General features: G+C 67.0%; 16 protein-coding genes. 5 read left to right on the plus strand and 11 right to left on the minus strand.

Annotation, left to right across the window (positions count from 1 at the left end; genetic code table 11):
- The first annotated feature begins 11 nt into the window (after positions 1 to 11).
- Positions 12 to 404, plus strand: coding sequence for a VOC family protein (locus QNN99_RS00695; RefSeq protein WP_229964511.1), 393 nt, complete (start codon positions 12 to 14; stop codon positions 402 to 404).
- Between the two features lie 64 nt (positions 405 to 468).
- Entirely contained in the window at positions 469 to 1,140 is a 672-nt protein-coding gene (locus QNN99_RS00700) for a FadR/GntR family transcriptional regulator (protein WP_229964512.1), read from the plus strand.
- Positions 1,141 to 1,230: 90 nt separating this feature from the next.
- Here the strand turns inward: QNN99_RS00700 and QNN99_RS00705 are convergent, their stop codons facing one another.
- The 11 genes from QNN99_RS00705 to QNN99_RS00755 form a co-directional block, all read right to left on the minus strand.
- Complete coding sequence (locus QNN99_RS00705; protein WP_229964513.1) at positions 1,231 to 1,989, minus strand: SDR family NAD(P)-dependent oxidoreductase; 759 nt, start codon at positions 1,987 to 1,989, stop codon at positions 1,231 to 1,233.
- Complete coding sequence (locus QNN99_RS00710) at positions 1,989 to 2,843, minus strand: fumarylacetoacetate hydrolase family protein (protein ID WP_229964514.1); 855 nt, start codon at positions 2,841 to 2,843, stop codon at positions 1,989 to 1,991. The genes QNN99_RS00705 and QNN99_RS00710 overlap by 1 nt, the downstream gene beginning before the upstream one ends.
- 60 nt (positions 2,844 to 2,903) lie before the next feature.
- On the minus strand, positions 2,904 to 3,869 hold the full coding sequence (locus QNN99_RS00715; RefSeq protein WP_229964515.1) for an aldo/keto reductase: 966 nt from the start codon (positions 3,867 to 3,869) through the stop codon (positions 2,904 to 2,906).
- Positions 3,862 to 4,737 carry an amidohydrolase family protein gene (locus tag QNN99_RS00720; protein ID WP_229964516.1) on the minus strand — a complete coding sequence of 292 codons (876 nt, stop codon included), beginning with the start codon at positions 4,735 to 4,737 and terminating at the stop codon, positions 3,862 to 3,864. The genes QNN99_RS00715 and QNN99_RS00720 overlap by 8 nt, the downstream gene beginning before the upstream one ends.
- 1 nt (position 4,738) lies before the next feature.
- Positions 4,739 to 5,179, minus strand: a complete 441-nt coding sequence (locus QNN99_RS00725; RefSeq protein ID WP_229964517.1) for an RbsD/FucU family protein — start codon at positions 5,177 to 5,179, stop codon at positions 4,739 to 4,741.
- Positions 5,180 to 5,221: 42 nt separating this feature from the next.
- Entirely contained in the window at positions 5,222 to 6,604 is a 1,383-nt protein-coding gene (locus QNN99_RS00730; protein WP_229964518.1) for a sugar porter family MFS transporter, read from the minus strand.
- A 95-nt stretch (positions 6,605 to 6,699) separates the two neighbouring features.
- The gene (locus QNN99_RS00735; RefSeq protein ID WP_229964519.1) at positions 6,700 to 7,995 is read right to left on the minus strand and encodes an enolase C-terminal domain-like protein; all 1,296 of its coding nucleotides are present in this window, start codon (positions 7,993 to 7,995) and stop codon (positions 6,700 to 6,702) included.
- A gap of 253 nt (positions 7,996 to 8,248) precedes the next feature.
- A complete protein-coding gene (locus QNN99_RS00740; RefSeq protein WP_229964520.1) occupies positions 8,249 to 11,068 on the minus strand; it encodes an FAD-binding and (Fe-S)-binding domain-containing protein in 2,820 nt (939 codons plus the stop codon).
- 145 nt (positions 11,069 to 11,213) lie between these two features.
- On the minus strand, positions 11,214 to 11,726 hold the full coding sequence (locus QNN99_RS00745) for a CinA family protein (protein ID WP_229964521.1): 513 nt from the start codon (positions 11,724 to 11,726) through the stop codon (positions 11,214 to 11,216).
- 135 nt (positions 11,727 to 11,861) lie between these two features.
- Positions 11,862 to 12,713 (minus strand): FadR/GntR family transcriptional regulator, encoded by an 852-nt coding sequence (locus tag QNN99_RS00750; RefSeq protein ID WP_229964522.1) that lies wholly within the window; start codon positions 12,711 to 12,713, stop codon positions 11,862 to 11,864.
- Between the two features lie 494 nt (positions 12,714 to 13,207).
- On the minus strand, positions 13,208 to 14,953 hold the full coding sequence (locus QNN99_RS00755) for an L-lactate permease (protein ID WP_229964523.1): 1,746 nt from the start codon (positions 14,951 to 14,953) through the stop codon (positions 13,208 to 13,210).
- Between the two features lie 189 nt (positions 14,954 to 15,142).
- Here QNN99_RS00755 and QNN99_RS00760 point away from each other — a divergent pair, with 189 nt between their 5' ends.
- From QNN99_RS00760 to QNN99_RS00770, 3 genes are read left to right on the plus strand one after another with little or no spacing between them, the layout of a single operon-like run.
- Complete coding sequence (locus QNN99_RS00760) at positions 15,143 to 15,943, plus strand: (Fe-S)-binding protein (RefSeq protein ID WP_229964524.1); 801 nt, start codon at positions 15,143 to 15,145, stop codon at positions 15,941 to 15,943.
- Positions 15,940 to 17,478 (plus strand): LutB/LldF family L-lactate oxidation iron-sulfur protein, encoded by a 1,539-nt coding sequence (locus tag QNN99_RS00765; protein ID WP_229964525.1) that lies wholly within the window; start codon positions 15,940 to 15,942, stop codon positions 17,476 to 17,478. Before QNN99_RS00760 ends, QNN99_RS00765 begins: the two co-directional genes overlap by 4 nt.
- The gene (locus QNN99_RS00770; protein ID WP_229964526.1) at positions 17,475 to 18,110 is read left to right on the plus strand and encodes a LutC/YkgG family protein; all 636 of its coding nucleotides are present in this window, start codon (positions 17,475 to 17,477) and stop codon (positions 18,108 to 18,110) included. Before QNN99_RS00765 ends, QNN99_RS00770 begins: the two co-directional genes overlap by 4 nt.
- Positions 18,111 to 18,242 lie beyond the last annotated feature (132 nt).

Raw genomic sequence — 18,242 nt, forward strand, 5'->3', positions numbered from 1 at the left:
CCGTGGATGCCATGGACTGGAAAATTGAGCTGGTACCCGTGCCGGTCTCCAACGTGGATGCCTCCAAGGCGTTCTACGTGGACCAAGTGGGATTCAACGCTGACTACGACGAACGCATTAGTCCGGAACTGCGGTTTGTGCAGCTGACGCCGCCGGGATCTGCGTGTTCGGTGGTGATCGGTCCGGGGACAACGGACATGGTGCCCGGAACCCAGCGGATCCAGATCGTGGTGCCCAACGCCGCCGAGGCGCGGCAGCACCTGGTGGACCACGGCATTGAGGCCAGCGACATTGCGCCGCTGGACTGGGGCACGTTCGTCTACTTCAGCGATCCGGACGGCAACCAATGGTCGCTGCAGGAGCTTCCGGAAATCGCCCCGGCGCTGCCGTCGGACTCCTCCTGACGGGGACTCTTTGCAGTGTTACGGGCAGGGAGGCAGCCCACCCGCCCCCGACTAGGATCGAGGGATGGCCCTTACGGATGACGCGATAACCAAGATCAAGGACATGATCATCGGCGGAGAGCTGTCCCCGGGGGACCGGCTGCCGCCCGAGAAGGAACTCAGCGAGCAATTGGGTCTGTCCCGCAACTCGCTGCGGGAAGCGGTCAAGGCGTTGGAAGCCGTCCGGGTATTGGACGTCCGGCGAGGCGACGGCACATACGTCACCAGCCTTGAGCCTCGGCTGCTGCAGGAATCCACCGCGTTCATGGTGGACCTGCATTCGGACACCTCGCTGGTGGAGCTCTTCGAAGTCCGGCGCATCCTGGAATCCTCGGCTGCAGGCATGGCGGCCAGACGGATCACCCAAGCGGAGCTGGCCGGATTGGAGGCGGACATCGCAGGCGTGGACGCGGGATCCGTGGATGACCTCATCGAGCATGACCTGCGGTTCCACGAGAGCATTGCCGACGCCGCGGGCAACGGCTACCTCTGCGGGCTGCTTTCAGGCCTGAACAGTCGAACGGTCCGGGCACGGATCTGGCGCGGCCTCACAGAGCAGGGCGCGGTGGAACGCACTCTGGCGGAGCACAGGAGCATCGTCGCGGCCCTGCGGTCGGGGGACGCAGAATTGGCGCGCGCCGCCACCATGCTGCACGTGAGCGGCGTGGAACAGTGGGTCAAGGAGGCGCTCGGCTGACAGACGCCAGCCGCGTAAGTCGGGCTGGTCAAACGGGAAGGTCCGGTGCGCGCACCGGACCTTCCCGTTTTTACGTCTTGAGGGGTGAGGCTACGCGCCGACGGGCCTCAGCCGCAGACCGTCCATGCCACCGTCGACCGCCAGGCAAACGCCTGCGGTGGACTTGTTCCGAGGACTGGCCAGGTAACAGATCGCCTCGGCGACCTCTTCGGGCTCCACCATCCGGCCGTGCGGCTGGCGGGCGTTCAGTGCTGTCCGCTCCGCCTCGGGATCAGCGGCTTTGCTCAGCAGCCCCCCGATCCACGGAGTGTTGGCCGTGCCGGGGCTGACGCAGTTCACCCGGATCCCTTCGCGGATGTGGTCGGCGGCCATCGCCAGCGTCATGGAGCGGATGGCACCCTTACTCGCGGAATACAGTACCCGCTCTGGCAGCCCGGCTGCAGCGGCAATCGAGGAGGTGTTCACAATCGCAGCATGCGCTGATTCGCGCAGGTAGGGCAGCGCCTCACGGGATACCCGGGCCACGGACAGCACGTTCACGTTCAGAACGCGGGCCCATTCGTCGTCGTCATTCGCCGCGACGTCGCCCTGGGCGCCAATGCCCGCGTTATTGACGACGACGTCGATGCCTCCCAGCACCCGGGCGGCCTCGGCGACGGCGGAGCGCACGGAATCGGAATCCCCGACGTCGCAGCGGATTCCCACCGCCCCTGCGGGCGCCTGTTCCGGACGCAGGTCCAGGACGCCAACCTTTGCACCCGACTCCAGCAAGCGCTGCACCGTTGCTGCCCCGATGCCGGAGGCTCCGCCGGTGACGATCGCTGCCAGTCCCTCAAATTCCGCTGCCATTACTTGCCCGCCTCAATCCGGTTGTACTCCTGGCGCTGTTTGCCCAGCCCCTCGATTTCAATCTCGGTGACGTCCCCGGCCTGCAGGTAAGGGAAGCGTCCGGAGAAGGCAACGCCCTCCGGGGTGCCGGTGCAGATGATGTCGCCCGGCTCGAGTTGCATGTACTGGGAGAGGTCGCGGACGATATCCGTCACGGAGAAGATCATGTCCCGGGTGGACGAGTCCTGCCGCGGCTCCCCATTGACCCAACTGCGCAGCCGCAGGTCCGCGGGATCAATGCTGTCGGCTGTGCGGAGCACCGGTCCGGCGGGCAGGAAATCCTTCACGCATTTGCCCTTGCTCCACTGACCGCCGGAGACGTCCATCTGGTAGCTCCGCTCCGAAAGGTCGTTCACCGTCATGTACCCGCCGATGGCGTCAGCGGCCTCGGCATCGGACTGCAGGTAAGCGGCGGGCTTGCCGATGACGATGGCCAGTTCCACTTCCCAGTCGGTTTTTTCCGAGGCCGGCGGGATGCCCACGGCGTCGTAGGGCCCGGTCAGCGTGTTCGGCGTCTTGAGGAAGACAATCGGGTGCGTCGGCGGCTGCGCACCGGATTCCGCGGCGTGCGCGGCGTAGTTCTGACCGATGCAGATGATCGCCGAGGGACGGGCGACCGGAGCGCCGATCCGCTGCCCGGCCGGGTTGACGGCGGTCAGCTCGCCGGCCGCGAGAGCTTGGGCCACCCGCGCCGGGCCCTCGGACCAGAAGTCGGGATCGATGTCCGCGACAATGCCGGCCAGCGAGTAGGAGGTGCCGTTCTCCACGACAACGGGGGTTTCCGAGCCCTTGGGCCCGATGCGCATGAATTCCATAAGGTTCCTGTTCGATCGATGGTGCGTTGGTTCAGCCGGTGGTGTGTGGGCAGGTTTTGGTCAGCGGATGAAACCGAGGGCGGCTGCATCGGCCCAGAATTGTTCGGGGATGGCGGCGCCGCTCAGGGCAACATTTTGTTCCACCTGTTCCGCCGTGCGCATGCCCAGGACGATGGCGGCCACCGCCGGTTCCCGATAAGGGAAGGCGAGGGCAACTGCGGGAAGCGTGGTGTCGTGCTTCTCCGCCAGATCGGCCAGGGCATTGGCACGCTCCAACATCTCCGGCGGCGCGGGGGCGTAGTTGTAAGTGGCGTCGGGGGCCGGCCGGTCCTTGGACAGCAGCCCGGAGTTGAAAACGCCCACGTCCACAATGCCCACCCCGCGCTCGCGGCAGGCGCTTATCAGGTTCCCGGCGGCGGCCTGTTCCAGCAGCGTGTAGCGGCCCGCAAGCATGACGACGTCGACGTCGGTCTCCCGGACAAAGCGTTCCAGCATCGCCGACTGGTTCATCCCGGCGCCGTAGGCACCGATCACGCCCTGGTCCCGAAGCTCTGACAGGGCAGGAACGGCGCCGGCCACTGCCTCGTCCCAGTGTTCGTCCGGGTCGTGGATGTACACCACGTCCAAGCGGTCCGTGTTCAGCCGGACCAGGCTCTCCTCAATGGAGCGCAGCACTCCGTCGCGGGTGTAGTCATAGATCCGGGTGAGGTCATCGGGTACGTCAAAGCCCTCCGTGTCCCTGCCCCCGGGTGCCGGGTTGGGGCGAAGCAGCCGCCCCACCTTGCTGGATAGCAGATAGCTGTCCCGGGGTTTTCCGGACAGCACCTGCCCAAGCCGGCGTTCAGCCAGTCCCAGGCCATAGTGGGGTGCGGTGTCGAAGTGCCGGATGCCCTGCTGCCACGCTGTTTCGACGGCGTCCAGAGCCTCGGCGTCTGGTACGGCACGGTAGAGGTTGCCGATGGGGGCTGCGCCGAAGCCCAGCGCGCCGGTGCTCCGGATGCGCTCCACGGTTTGGTTTTCACTCATGCGTTGTTCCTGCTTTCATGTAAATCCGTTCGGCGTTGCCTTCGGCAACAGCTTCGCGGTCCGGTGCGCTGAGCACGCAGAGCGTATCCTCCAGCAGCAAGGTCCACCAGCTCGCATAGGTGTCCCGCGGTGCCCGGGCCGTGGACACCGGCCAGTCACTGCCCAAGAGCAGCCGGCCCGGGTCCGCGATCTCCAGGGCCGCGGCCAGGAACGGTCGTATCTGTGCTTCGAGCGGTCTCTCCGGAGCGGCCTCCGGCGCAAGTCCCGAAATTTTGACCGTCACATTGGGGCAGTCCGCCAGCCGCTGCAGGTCCCGCGCCCAGGGTCCGACGACGCCGGAAGCCACCGGGGGCTTGCCCAGATGGTCCAGCACAATGGTCAGTTCGGGAACCTGCCGGGCGAAGGCTTCCAGCTCCGGGAGCTGACCTGAGCGAACGGTGGCATCAAAAACCAATCCGGCAGCGGCCACTGCCCTTGCACCGGCAATCATGGCCGGTGCAACGAGGGCACCGGGTTCCAGCGACTGGAAATTACGCCGGACGCCGCGCACCAGCGGAATCCGGCTTAGCCGGTCCAGCTCCGTGGACAGGCGGGTGTCGTCCTCCAGCGTCACTGCCGCCACGACCGCACCGATCCGGGGATCCCGCCGGGCCTGGTCCTGCAGCCACAGGGTTTCGTCCACGGCCTGATCGGAACGACAGCCGGCTTCAACGAGCACTATTTTCCGCACCGGCGACATGTCCGCGTCCAGCCCTGGGCACAGATCGGCGGCCAGACGGGGGACGTTCAGGACCGGACGGTCCTCCAGCCATGGGTAGGAAAACCGCCGCGGATCCCAGAAATGGACGTGGGTGTCCGTGATCCGCACGCTAGGCTCCCGGCAGCGAGGAGCCGGTTGTCCGCACGCCGATGGTCAGGAGCAGATTGGCGTACTGTCGCTGGTCCCCGCTGGCGATCACCACGCCGACGTCGGATCCCCGGGCGGCCTCGTAAAACGCGTGCCGCTCGTGGCCGAGCACCGGAACCTCCCGCCCCAGGAGGGCCCGGTAGCCGCCGACGCACGGTGCCCAGGCGCCGTCGTCGTCGGTCATGATTTCCGCTGACTCAATCGGACTGCTGACCGCCAGGACTTCCAGAATCTGGTCCACGGTGAGCAGGCCGGGACGCAAATTCAGGGCGATGCGCCGGGCGGACGCGGGGGCGCCGGTGTTGTGGGGATAGTTGCCGTCGGCGATGAGCACTTTGGTGCCGTGGCCGGACGACGCCAGCGCCTGCAGCAGGTCGGGGTGGGTGAGTTCGAAGCTGAGCATGGGTTTTTCCTTTAGCTGGACCGGTGAGGCAGGAGGATCGAATCAGCCGGCGGCGGCCAGTTTCCGGTCTTCCTCCACGCGCCAGTACTCCTCGATCTCCTCCAGGGACTTTCCTGAGGTTTCCGGGACGCGGCGCACCACATAGAAGAAGCCGGCAGCCGAAAGGACCGCGAAGAGCAGGAACACGACCGGACCGAAGCGCTCCATGGCCACCGGGAAAGCCGAAGCAAACACGGCGTTGAAGAGGTATTGCGTGAAGGTGATAACGCCCATGCCAATGGCACGCATCCGCAGCGGGAGCACCTCGGGGATGTACAGCCAGAACACCGGACCGAGACCGAAGCCGAAGGCAAAGGTGTACACGAAGACGGCGGCAATGCTGACAAAGCCCATATCCGGGAAAAGCCAGAGCACCACCATGGCCACAGCCTGGCCGGCCATGCTCACGGCCAGCATCTTGACCCGGCCCAGCCGGTCAATCAGCGGCAGCGAGATGGCGGTGGAGACCACCAGGGCGATGCCGACGCCGTAGTTGGCGATCATGCCGGCGTTTTCGCCCATCGATTCAATGTCAGCGAAGATGATCGGCGCGTAGTAGACCACCGCGTTGATGCCGGTGAAGACCTGGAAGAAGGTAAGGATGAACAGGACCGTCATTGCCGGCCGGGCCGAGCGGAAAAGCTGCCCGACGCCGGCGCCCTGGTTCTGCAGGCTGCCTTCGATCTCGGCGACTTCAGCCGCGGCGAGTTCGCGGGTGGCCCGCAGCTTGGTCAGGACGGTGAGGGCTTCCTCGCGGCGGCCGCGCATGATCAGCCAGCGGGGGCTGGCCGGGCTGAGGTACATGCCGACCAGGAAGATGATGGCAGGAAAAGCGCCGGCTCCGAGGATCCACTGCCAACTGCCGGAGGCCTGCAGCGCGTCGCCTGCGATGTAGGCGCACAGGATGCCGACGTTGACGGAGAGCTGGTACAAAGCGGTCAGCAGTCCCCGAATGCGGGTCGGGGCGAGTTCGGCCAGATAGATCAGGCCGAACATGTTGGCGATGCCCACAGCCAAGCCCAGGAAGAACCGGGCGTACATCAGGACCGTGATGTTCGGAGCCAGGGCGCAGGCAACGGAGCCGACGACGAAGATCACCGCGGCGACCAGCAGCAGATGGCGACGGTCGAACCGGCGGGCGGCGAGCGTGGCGCCGATGATCGCGGGCAGCGCTCCCCAGAGCAGCAGCGAGGTAACCAGACCCTGGGTTCCGGCGTCGATTCCGAAGTCGTTGATCAACAGGGGCAGGGCACCGGATATGGCGCCGGAGTCGTAGCCGTACAGCAGGCCTGAAAACCCGGCAAGGACGGCGATGAAGACCACCGCTTTGGGGATGGTTTCCTTGCTGTGGTCGCGCTGGTGAAGCTGGTCTGGATCCTGGATCATCAAAGGTCTCTTCTATGAGGCTGAAAAAGGCAGGGAAGAACGAGCGGAACTAACGTGGGGCCGAGGCGGACGCCGGGGCGGGGTCGGCTGGGACCTTAGGACCAGACGGAGCCGGTGGGGTAGAGGTAGCCGGCCACGGAGGACTGGATCATTTCCATTCCGGCACCGGGTGCTGCCGGCGGCCAGTAGCGGCCGGCACGCACGTCGACCGGAACGGTGAAGTGCTCGTGCAGGTGGTCGACGAACTCGATCATCCGGCCGTCCATGGCACCGGAGACTGACACATAGTCGAACATGGAGAGGTGCTGGACTGCTTCGCAAAGCCCCACTCCTCCGGCGTGAGGGCAGACCGGGACTCCGAATTTGGCCGCGAGCAGCAGGATGGCGATGTTCTCGTTAACGCCGGCAACGCGGGATGCATCGATCTGGAGCACCTGCAGGGAACCGGCCTGCAGCATCTGCTTGAAGATCACGCGGTTCTGCACATGTTCTCCGGTGGCAACCGGGATCGGGGCGATGGCCCGGGCGATGGCTGCGTGGCCCAGGACGTCGTCGGGGCTGGTGGGCTCCTCGATCCAGGCTGGATTGAAGGGGGCCAGATGAGCCATCCATTCGATGGCCTGGTCCACGTCCCAGCGCTGGTTGGCGTCCACTGCAATCCGGAAGTCCGGACCGCAGACCTCGCGCGCCACCCGCAGGCGGCGGATGTCGTCGTCGAGGTCGGCGCCGACTTTGAGCTTGATTTGTTCGAAGCCGTCAGCCATTGCTTCCCGGCACAGACGGGTGAGCTTCTCGTCGGAGTAGCCCAGCCAGCCGGGCGTGGTGGTGTATGCCTCGTAACCGACCCGCTTGAGGGTGCTGATGCGTTCCTGCCGGCCCGGCTCGGCTCGCCTGAGGATGTCGAGGGCTTCGGCAGGAGTCAGGGCATCGGTGAGGTAGCGGAAGTCCACCAGGCCCACGATTTCCTCCGGGCTCATTTCGGCTAACAGAAGCCACAGGGGCTTGCCTTCGCGCTTGGCCCGCAGATCCCACAGTGCGTTGATGACCGCACCGATTGCCATGTGCATCACGCCCTTTTCCGGTCCGAGCCAGCGCAACTGTGAATCGTGGACAAGTGTCTTCCAGAAACCGCCGAGGTCTGCCAGCGTCTCTTCAACGTTGCGGCCGGTGAGGTAGCCGGCAAGGGCAGTGATTCCGGCGGCCTGGACGTCATTGCCGCGGCCGATCGTGAAGACGAATCCGTTTCCGGTCAGGCCGTCATCGGAGTCTGTCCCGATGCTGAGGTAGGCGGCGGAGTAGTCCGGGTCCGGGTTCATTGCATCGGAGCCGTCCAGGTCCTGCGACGTCGGGAATCGGATGTCCTGGATATCCACGCGGGTGATGGTGCTCAAGAACTGTGCCTGCCTAACAAGTCAGCCGGCTCGAAGGTGCCGGAACGTGATCGATATCACGAGCTAAACATCCTATGTTCGTAGTGTCAAACTGCGACGTGTGACACTCCCAAGGCATGGAGAGGCCGTATCGGACACTAAGCAGGCTGAACTTGGCTGCATGACATCGGGTCAATATTGAATCCACCGTACAGTGCCTTCGTTGCCGGCTCCGTTCAGGCTCAACCCGTGCGCGGAGCAGCAGTCCCCGCACCTACCGCGTCGCCTCCGCCAGATACTCGAGCACGTGCCGGTAGGTGTGGCCGGTGGCCTTGGACATGCCGATCTCGCAGGTCCGGTTCACCGAGGCGTAGGCAGCGAACTCGCGCTCGTTGATTTCCGCCGCCTGCCGGTCGGTGGCCGAGTCCGTCAGCTCCGGATGCAGCAGCCCGCGGTCGCCGGCAAACGCGCAGCAGCCCCAGCTCTGCGGCACGAACACCTCGTCCGCCACCGCATCGGCCACGGCGTGCAGCGCCTCGTTGGCGCCAAGCTGGGTGGACGAGCAGGTGGGATGCAGTGCCATCGACGGCAGCTTCGCCGTCACGGCCAGCTGCGGCAGCACCGCGTCCCGCACGAACTCGACCGAATCGACGAACTGCAGCCCCGGGTAATCCGGGCTTTCCCCGGCCAGCCGCTTCATGGTGTCCAGACCCTCCGTGCAGGACGCGGCGTCGCAGACCACCGGCAGTGCCCCGCCGCCGGTGGCTTCCCACAGGTTGGCCAGCACGCGTTCGGTCATCACCGAGTAGCCCTTGGCGAAACCCTTGGACTTCCAGGGCGTTCCGCAGCACAGCTCGCCGATGCCGTTCGGGATGCGCACGCCCACCCCGGCGCGGCCGCACAGTTCCAGGAAGGCTGCGGACACGCCGTCGCCGGTGCCGGCCGGACCAAACATGGTGCCGATGCAGGCAGGGAAATACACGGCCACAGCGGCCGGATCCTCCAGCGGCCGCCGCTTTGAACCGCCGGCCGGCAGCACCGTGGCGTAGGCCGGAACGGTATCGCTGCCGGCAACGGCGCGCGCGACGGCGGTGGCCGCCTTGGGCAGCAGCGGCGGCATCGCCTTGGCCAGGCTGAGGGCCTTGCCGCCGGCCACGGTCACCGTGGACCAGTGCTCGGCAGCGGTCTTCCAGCCGATGTCGGCGACGGGATTGGCGTCCTCCTTGCGCAGCCGGCGGACCAGGTCTCCGGTGTTGATCAGGACCGGGCAGGCGGTGACGCACATGCCGTCGACGGCGCAGGTCTGGACGCCGTCGTAGTCGTAGTCCTTGCGCAGCTCCTTGGCCAGGGCCGCGTCGCCGCGGGCTTCGGCGGCGGCGATCTCGCGGCGCAGGACAATCCGCTGGCGCGGAGTGGTGGTCAGGTCCTTGCTGGGACAGACCGGTTCGCAGTAGCCGCACTCCACGCAGCGGTCCACTTCCGCCTCCACCGTGGGCGCCACCTTGAGGTTCTCGATGTAGGCCAGCGGGTCTTCATTGATGAGCACGCCGGGGTTGAGCAGATTCGGCGGATCGACCAGGGACTTGAGCTCGCACATCACCGCGTACAGTTCATCGCCGTACTGGCGGCGGACAAATGCGGCCATGATCCGGCCGGTGCCGTGCTCGGCCTTGAGCGAGCCGCCGTTGCCCAGCACCAGGTCAACCATTTCCTCGGTGAACGCCTGATAGCGGGCAAGCTCCACCGGATCGTCGAAGCGTTCGTTGAGCATGAAGTGGACGTTGCCGTCCTTGGCGTGGCCGAAGATGACCGAATCGCGGTAGTGGTGTTCGGTGAAGAGCCGGGACAGCTCCCCGCAGGTGGCCGCCAGGGAGGGGACCGGCACCACGATGTCCTCGAGCAGGGCATTGGTTCCGGACGGGCGGGCGCCGGCCACCGTGGTGTACAGGCCCTTGCGCAGGTGCCACATGGCGGCCCGGTCCTTCGCGACCGACGTCATGGCGAACGGGGCGGCCAAGGGAAGGGACTCATAGAGTGCCCGCGAGTTCTCCCGCTTCTCCGCCAGCTCCTCGGCGGTGCGGGCCTGGTGCTCCACCAGGAGGGCGGCGTGGTCGGAGATCTGCAGCTCGCGCAGCTCCGGGGGAGCGGTCGGGTCGGCGGCGGCCACGCGCAGCGACGTCGAATCCATCAGCTCAATCGTGGCCAGTCCGGAGGCGACCAGTTCCGGCAGGGCGCTGGCGGCGCGGTCCAGCGAGTCAAAAAACATCAGCCCGGTGGCCACCTTGGGCAGCGCCGGAACCGTCCGGAACGTCGCTTCGGCCACGAAGCCCAGCGTGCCTTCGCTGCCGACCATCAGATGGGTGAGGATGTCCAGCGGGCTCTCGTAGTCCAGGAAGGAGTTGAGCCCGTAGCCCATGGTGTTCTTCATGGAGAACAGCCGCTCGATGGTGGCCACTGAATGCGGGTTGGCAACGATCCGGCCGCGCAGCCGCAGCAGCCCCTCGACGAGCGCCGGTTCCAGGGTGCGCAGCTTGGTTTCGGCGTCGGGCGCTGCCGTATCGAGGACCGTGCCAGAGGGCAGGACCAGGGCCATGGACTCGATGGTCTGGTAGGTGTTGAACTCGGTGCCGCAGGCCATGCCGGAGGAATTGTTGGCGACGACGCCGCCGATGGTGCAGGCGATTTCCGACGCCGGATCGGGCCCGAGCTTGTAGCCGTGCGCGGCCAGCCGGGAGTTCACGGCGCGCACCGTGGCTCCGGGCTGCACGCGGACCCGGGCACCGCCGTCGAGCACCTCGATGCCGCGGAAGTGCTGGCGGGTATCGATCAGGAGGCTGTCGCTCTGGCTTTGGCCGGAGAGGGAGGTGCCGCCGGAGCGGAAGGTGGCAGGGATGCCCAGCTTCCGGCTGCGGCTCAGCAGGGCGGCGACCTCCTCCGCCGTGCGCGGCGTCGCCACGGCCTCAGGGATCATCAGATAGTGGGAAGCGTCGTGCGCCATTTTGCGCCGGTCGATTTCCCGGGTGCTGATGTGTTCGGTGCCGAGGTCGGCGACGGAGGTCGCTGACGGGACGGGGGCTTCCGTGTGAAGGTTCATTTTTCGATCCAACCGTTCCAGGGAGCTGCGGTGCTCCGCCTCCAAATGTAGGCCTGATCACGCCCCGGCGAAAGTTGGTCAGACCACATGAAGGGGCGATGCAGCTCCTTCAGCCGGATTTGGAGGACTTACCCGAGTAGCGCGGCTACCGGATCCCGCGGTCCGCCAGCAGCTTTTCCAGCCGCTCCTCCAGCAGCTCGAGCGCGGCGGCCACGGTGGAGTGGATGACGGTTTCCGGATCCCCCTCGAAGAACCGTTCAATGACGTCGGGGTGCTCCTGGTTGGCGGCGGTCAGGCCGAAAAAGACGGTGCCGGGCTCCTGGTCGTCCTGCGGTTCGGGGCCGCCGGAGCCGGTGACCGCCAGGACCAGGTCGGCGTCCAGCAGCTTGGCCGTGCCCGCGGCCATCTGGGCCGCCGATTCCTCCGACACCACTGCCTCGGCCGTCACGCCCAGGACCGTGCGCTTAACGGAGGTGGCGTAGGCGGTGAGCCCGCCGAGGAACCAGTCCGACGACGACGGCGCGGCCCCCAGGAACGAGGCCAGCATCCCGCTGGTCAGGGATTCCGAAACCCCGATGGTCACGCCGGTGCCCTGGATGCGCTCGGCAATGCGCTCAGCAGTTTCGGTGGAAACCGTGTCCTGGCTGGAAGTGGACAAGGACTTCTCCTGTTCGTCGGTGCTTTGTGATGACCGAGATTTTATCAGGCTGCTTACCAGTTTTAGGTGCGTTGGAGCCGGGTCGGAGCGGCTGCGCCTGGGTGGGGCCGGCGGCCGGTTTGCAGCGGGTCGGAGCTAGGCGGAGCCGGCGGATTTTTCGTCAGCGGAGTCCTCGTCGGGAATCTGCGCATAGAACCACTCGATGTGCTCGCGCAGCAGGCGGGCGGCGTCGTCGCCCCGGCGGTTTGCCACCGCCTCGTGGATGCCGTGGTGCTGGGCCTGCAGCTGGGTCATGACGGCGGGCCAGTTTTCCATGCCGTCGACGGCGTTCTTGACGTAACCGCTGATGGCTCCGCTCAGGGACGCCATCATGGTTTCGATGACGGCGTTGCCGGCCAGCGAGCTGAGCTCCACATGGAACTGGGCGTCCAGCAGGTGGAAGGCTTCGCGCTCAATATCCGGGGCATCCATGGCCTCCAGCAGTGCGGCGGCCCGGGCCAATGCGGCGTCCGCGGCCTCCGACGGCGGCCGGGCGGCGGCGGTGGTGGCCGCCCAGGTTTCCAGCAGGACACGGGTCTGCACGATGTCCGCCACCGGCAGCCGGCTGCTGGCCATGTGCAGGCGCAGGGCGGAGGACAACCCAGCCGAAGGTTCGGAGATGATGATGGCGCCGGACTTCGGCCCGGACCCGGAGGAGGACCTCAGTACGCCCATGGCGTCCAGGATGCGGATGCCTTCCCGGACGGAGGCACGGGAAATGCCGTAGGTTTCGGCCAGCGTCCGCTCGCCGGGCAGCTGGTCGCCCAGTGCGATGGCGCCGGAGCGGAGGTCGGCTTCAATGTTTTCCAGCAGCAGGTCGTAGCTGCGGCGCGGGTGCTCTGTCACCGCTCCATCCTGCCATGCGCCGATGCGGTGGGGTGCCGGGGTGTCGGTGCCGGTGCCGGGACGCCGATGCGGCAGGGCGGCCGGGTGCGCTCCTTCAGTCATGCTGGCACCGGCGGAGCCGAGGAGCTGCGGAAAATCGGCCACCTCGGGGTGAATCGTCCGGGTGCCTTCCGCTCGCCGGCGAACCTTGCGCCATCATCTCCAGAACCCGGCCCTCGCGCTTGTACTGGATCTCTCGTGCAGATAATGCACTGACCGGGGCTCCGCCGGAGTCTCTCGTGCAGATAATGCATTGAAAAGGAGTCATTTCGGAGAAAGGAGGCCCTGATCTGCACGAGAGATTTCGCCAGACTGCATTATCTGCACGAAGGATGCGCGCCGGCCGCCGCCACCGCCGAGGGACGCCGGCCGCCACCATCGCCGTGGGGCAGCGGCCGCCACCAGAATCGGGCGGGCGCCGTTTTCCGCGGGGATAACCCCGGAAAATCGGCCGCACCGGGGTGAATCGTCCGGTTGGGGAATCTGCCGCCGGTCCGCAGCGGCAGCAGATTCCAAAACGGCAGCAGATCCCCAGAAAGCGGCGGAGCCGGCAGGACCTACGGCAGCATCCAGCCCAGGATCGGCGTGGACTGCAGGTACACCAGGGTGCACAGCACCAGCAGCAGGCCCAGGCTCCAGCCGACGACCTTGCGCAGCAGCACCGATTCCTGGCCGTCCAGCTTCACGGCGGTCACGGCGATGGCGAGGTTCTGCGGGCTGATCAGCTTGCCCACGACGCCGCCGGAGGTGTTGGCAGCCACCAGCAGGTTCGGATCAATTCCGGCTTCGATGCCGGCGGTCTGCTGCAGGCGGGCGAAGAGGGCGTTGGCGGAAGTGTCGGAACCGGTGACGGCGGTGCCGATCCAGCCCAGCACGGGGGAGAGGAACGCGAAGAACGCTCCGGTGCCGGCCAGCCAGGTGCCGATGGCCACGGTCTGTCCGGAGAAGTTCATGACGTAGGCCAGGGACAGCACGGAGAGGATGGTCAGTCCGGCCCAGCGCATGTTCCAGATGGTCCGGAAGATCTCGGCCACACCGTTGCCCACGCTCATGACGTACCGGCCGCCGTCGTCGTACTTGGCGTAGACCGCGCTCACGATCAGGCCGGTGAACAGCAGCAGCGTTCCGGGGCTGGAAAGCCAGTTGAACGTGTAGATGGTGGAGGAGACGGGCTCGCCGGAGGCATCCAGGAGCCGGTCGTGCAGCCAGGGCCACGGAACCTTGATGTCGGTGGAGGCCAGGAGGGCGGGAATGTCCGCGCCCCACTTCCACAGCTTGGCGATGCCGAAAATCAGGATCACCAGGAAGTAGGGGAACAGGGCCAGCAGCGTGCGGGAGCGGGTGAGGGAGTTGCCGTCCCGAACCGCAGCGGCGGCACCGCGGCCGGCGCCGGACTGCGAGCCGGCCGATCCGGTGACCGAGCCGGTGACCGAGGCGGCGAGGGCGGGCAGGCCCATGCGCTCGCGGGCGGCTTCCCGGCCGCGGGGCTGCCAGAACCGCAGGAAGACGACGGCAGCACCGAGGCCGGCCAGGGCTGCCACGATGTCGGTGAGTTCGTAGGAGAAGAAGGTCGAGCAGAGGACCTGGGCCGTGGCAAACGCGACGCCGGTAATGACGGCGGCGGGCCAGGTGTCCCGCACGCCGCGGCGGCCGTCGAGGATGAAGACCAGGATTAGCGGGACGAAGATGGCCAGCAGCGGTGCCTGGCGGCCCACGATGGTGCCGATGTGGTCGGCGTCCAGACCGGTCAGCGAGGCTGCGGTGGTGATCGGAATGGCCATGGCGCCAAAGGCCACGGGGGCGGTGTTGGCCACCAGCACGGCGGCGGCTGCCTTGAGCGGCTTGATGCCCAGGGCCACCAGCATGGTGGCGGTAATGGCCACCGGTGCGCCGAATCCGGCCAGGGCTTCCAGCAGGCCGCCGAAGCAGAAGGCGACCAGGATGGCCTGCACGCGCACATCCCCGCCGCCGATCACGTCGAACACCCGGCGCAGGTCCTCGAACCGGCCGCTGAGCACGGTGATCTGGTAGAGCCAGATGGCCATGATGACGATCCACAGCACCGGGAACGCGCCGAAGACGGCACCCTGGGTGGCGGAGAGCGCCGCCAGTCCGGCCGGCATCTGGTAGGCGAAGACGGCGACGGCGAGGGCCACCAGCAGGGCGATTCCGCCCGCGAGGTGGGCCTTGACCTTGACGTAGGCCAGCAGCACAAAGAAGGTCAGCAGTGGCACCAGGGCCACCAACGCCGAAACGGCAACACTATCGAGCACTGGATCGGTGCTGGGGATGAATGACTCCACTGGGTCCTCCGCGTAGTTCTGGACAGGGCATGGTCAGGCCACAGTGGTCAGACCATTGGCGAGTCTAGCGCAGAACTCCGATTTCTGTGATGGTAGTCACCAGCACCGAGGGCCCGGATGTGACAGGCCCAACATGTTCTACTATGGTCAGACCACACGTACGGGGTGTCGCCCCGCTGAAAGGCAGCCATGAGAATCGCTCTATTCGCCACCTGCATCGTGGATGCCATGTATCCGCGCACCGCCCGGGCCACCGTGGACATTCTGGAGCGGCTGGGCCACGAAGTCGTGTTCCCCTCCGGTCAGGCCTGCTGCGGGCAGATGCATGTGAACTCCGGCTACCTGCCCGAAGCCGTGCCGGTGGTCCGCAACCACATCGAGGCCTTCGAGTCCCAGGAGTACGACGTCGCCGTCGCACCTTCGGGCTCCTGCGTCGCCTCCGTCAAGCACCAGCATCCGATGGTCGCCCGGTCCTGCGGCGATGCCAACCTGGCGGCCCGCGCCGAGGCGGTTGGCGCCAAGACCTACGAGCTCTCCGCACTGCTCACCGACGTCCTGGGCGTCACCGATGCCGCCGCGCAGCTGGGGTCCTGGTTTCCGCACAACGTCACCTATCACCCCAGTTGCCACGGCATGCGCCTGCTGCGGTTGGGCGACCGGCAGCTGAACCTGCTGCAGAGCGTGGAGGGCATCACCGTGGCGCCCCTGCCGCAGGCCGACCAGTGCTGCGGCTTCGGCGGCACCTTCTCCATGAAAAACGCCGACGTCTCCACCGCGATGCTCGAGGACAAGGCGGCAAACATCAAGGCCACCGGCGCTGACCTGTGCTCCGGCGGCGACGCCTCCTGCCTGATGCACATCGGCGGCGGGCTGTCCCGGCAGGGCAGCGGCGTCTCCACCCTGCACTTTGCTGAAATCCTTGCCAGCACTCGGGACAATCCGGTGTCCGTCACCGGTGACGTCCTGGTCGGCGGAAAGGCCTCCCGATGAGCACCACGTACCTGGGCATGCCCACCCTCCCGGTCTTCGGGCAGGGCAACCTCAACGCCGTCGAGCCCTTTCCCCGGGCCGCCAAACGCGAACTGGGCAACAGCCAGCTGCGCGCCAACCTGGGCCACGCCACGCACACCATCCGCGACAAGCGGCTGCGCGTGGTCGGAGAGCTGCCGGACTGGGAGGACCTGCGCAACGCCGGCAGCGCCACCAAGGAAGCGGTCATGGCCCAGCTGCCCGAACTGCTGGAGCAGTTCGAGAAGAACTTCACCGCCCGCGGCGGCATCATCCACTGGGCCCGCGACGCAGCCGAGGCCAACGAAATTGTCCGCGACCTCATCCGGGAGCAGGGCGTGGACGAGGTGGTCAAGGTCAAGTCCATGGCCACCCAGGAAATCGGGCTGAACGAATACCTGGAAGAACAGGGGATCGCCGCGTTCGAAACGGACCTCGCCGAACTGATCGTCCAGCTCGACCATGACAAGCCCAGCCACATCCTCGTGCCGGCCATCCACAAGAACCGCACCCAGGTCCGGGACATCTTCCTGCGCGAAATGCCAGGGGTCGATCCGGACCTCACCGACAACCCCGCCAAGCTGGCCGAGGCTGCGCGGGCGCACCTGCGCCGCAAGTTCCTCTCCGCCAAGGTTGCCGTCTCCGGCGCCAATTTCGCGATTGCCGACGCCGGCACCCTCGCCGTCGTCGAATCCGAGGGCAACGGGCGGATGTGCCTGACGCTGCCCGAAACCCTGATCACCGTGATGGGCGTGGAGAAGCTGCTGCCGTCCTGGCAGGACCTTGAGGTGTTCATGCAGCTGCTGCCGCGCTCCTCCACGGGCGAGCGGATGAATCCGTACACCTCCCTGTGGACCGGCGTCACCGAAGGCGACGGACCGCAGAACGTGCACCTGGTGCTGCTGGACAACGGCCGCAGCGCCGCGCTGGCGGATGAAATGGGCCGCTCGGCGCTGCACTGCATCCGCTGCTCGGCCTGCATGAACGTGTGCCCGGTCTACGAGCGCACCGGCGGCCATGCCTACGGCTCCACCTATCCGGGACCGATCGGCGCGATCCTCTCACCGCTGATGACGGGCATCGTCTCCGAGGAGAACAACTCCCTGCCGTACGCGTCCTCGCTCTGCGGCGCCTGCTACGACGCCTGCCCGGTGAAGATCAACATTCCCGAAATCCTGGTGCACCTGCGCGCGGAGGACGTGGACAGCAAGCGCGGCAAGAAGAAGCTGCCCACCCAGATGGACCTGCTGATGAAGGGCGCCTCCTGGGCGTTCTCCTCCGGCAAGCACCTGGGCCTGCTGGAAAAGGGCCTGCCGCTGGGCCGGATCGCCGCCGGCCGGAAGAAGAAGATCACCAAGCTGCCCGGCATCGCCGCCGGCTGGACCCAGAGCCGGGACATTCCGGCCCCGCCGGCCTCGTCCTTCCGTGACTGGTGGGCCAAGGAGCACGAAACATCAGCAGCCGGCGGCGCGGACGCTGCGGCGCAAACCATCACCAAGACTGAGGATCAGGCATGAGCGCACGGGCAGACATCCTGGAGCGGCTGCGGTCGGCGCTGCGCGACAGCCCGGCCGTCCCGGAGATTCCGCGGACCTACCGCGAGGACTCCGGCATGAGCGCCGAGGAACGCATCGAGATGCTGGTGGACCGGCTGGTGGACTACAAGGCCGGCGTCACGGTGGTGGACCGGGCCGGGTTGGCGCCGCGGATTGCCGAACTGCTGAGCGGCGCCGCCAGCTATGTGGTTCCGGCGGGGATCGACGCCGGCTGGCTGGCCGCCGCCGAAGCCGCCGCGCCAGGCCGCCGACGCACCGACGACGCTGCCGCGCCGCTGAGCGTGGCGCAGCTGGACGCGGTGGACGCCGTCGTCACCGGCAGTGCCGTCTCGGTGGCCGAAACCGGCACGATCATCCTGGACGGCAGTCCCAACCAGGGCCGCCGCGCCATCACTCTGGTGCCCGACCATCACATCTGCGTGGTGGGAGCCGACGACGTCGCCGGCATCCTTCCGGAAGCCCTGCGCCGGCTGGACGGCACGCGGCCGCTGACCTGGATCAGCGGGCCCAGCGCCACCTCCGATATTGAGCTCGAACGCGTGGAAGGCGTGCACGGACCGCGGAACCTGGACGTGGTCATCGTCCGGTCCTGAGGCCGCGCCGCGCCTGCGGTGACGTCCTCCAGGAAAGCGACGGTTTCCTGCAGCGACTCCCTGGCCTCGGGCCGGTGCAGCTGGAACTGGTACTCGTGTCCCAGCGCCGGCCGGTAGCCCTTCGGCCAGAAC

Origin of the sequence: Arthrobacter sp. zg.Y820 (assembly GCF_030125555.1) — a bacterium.
Classification (GTDB): domain Bacteria; phylum Actinomycetota; class Actinomycetes; order Actinomycetales; family Micrococcaceae; genus Arthrobacter_B.

Coding starts and splice junctions, on each gene's coding strand:
- QNN99_RS00725 (WP_229964517.1), bottom strand. CDS start 5,179: ATGCTCAGCTTCGAACTCACCCACCCCGACCTGCTGCAGGCGCTGGCG.
- QNN99_RS00730 (WP_229964518.1), bottom strand. CDS start 6,604: ATGATCCAGGATCCAGACCAGCTTCACCAGCGCGACCACAGCAAGGAA.
- QNN99_RS00750 (WP_229964522.1), bottom strand. CDS start 12,713: ATGACTGAAGGAGCGCACCCGGCCGCCCTGCCGCATCGGCGTCCCGGC.
- QNN99_RS00715 (WP_229964515.1), bottom strand. CDS start 3,869: ATGAGTGAAAACCAAACCGTGGAGCGCATCCGGAGCACCGGCGCGCTG.
- QNN99_RS00760 (WP_229964524.1), top strand. CDS start 15,143: ATGAGAATCGCTCTATTCGCCACCTGCATCGTGGATGCCATGTATCCG.
- QNN99_RS00765 (WP_229964525.1), top strand. CDS start 15,940: ATGAGCACCACGTACCTGGGCATGCCCACCCTCCCGGTCTTCGGGCAG.
- QNN99_RS00740 (WP_229964520.1), bottom strand. CDS start 11,068: ATGAACCTTCACACGGAAGCCCCCGTCCCGTCAGCGACCTCCGTCGCC.
- QNN99_RS00695 (WP_229964511.1), top strand. CDS start 12: ATGGACTGGAAAATTGAGCTGGTACCCGTGCCGGTCTCCAACGTGGAT.
- QNN99_RS00700 (WP_229964512.1), top strand. CDS start 469: ATGGCCCTTACGGATGACGCGATAACCAAGATCAAGGACATGATCATC.
- QNN99_RS00710 (WP_229964514.1), bottom strand. CDS start 2,843: ATGGAATTCATGCGCATCGGGCCCAAGGGCTCGGAAACCCCCGTTGTC.
- QNN99_RS00705 (WP_229964513.1), bottom strand. CDS start 1,989: ATGGCAGCGGAATTTGAGGGACTGGCAGCGATCGTCACCGGCGGAGCC.
- QNN99_RS00770 (WP_229964526.1), top strand. CDS start 17,475: ATGAGCGCACGGGCAGACATCCTGGAGCGGCTGCGGTCGGCGCTGCGC.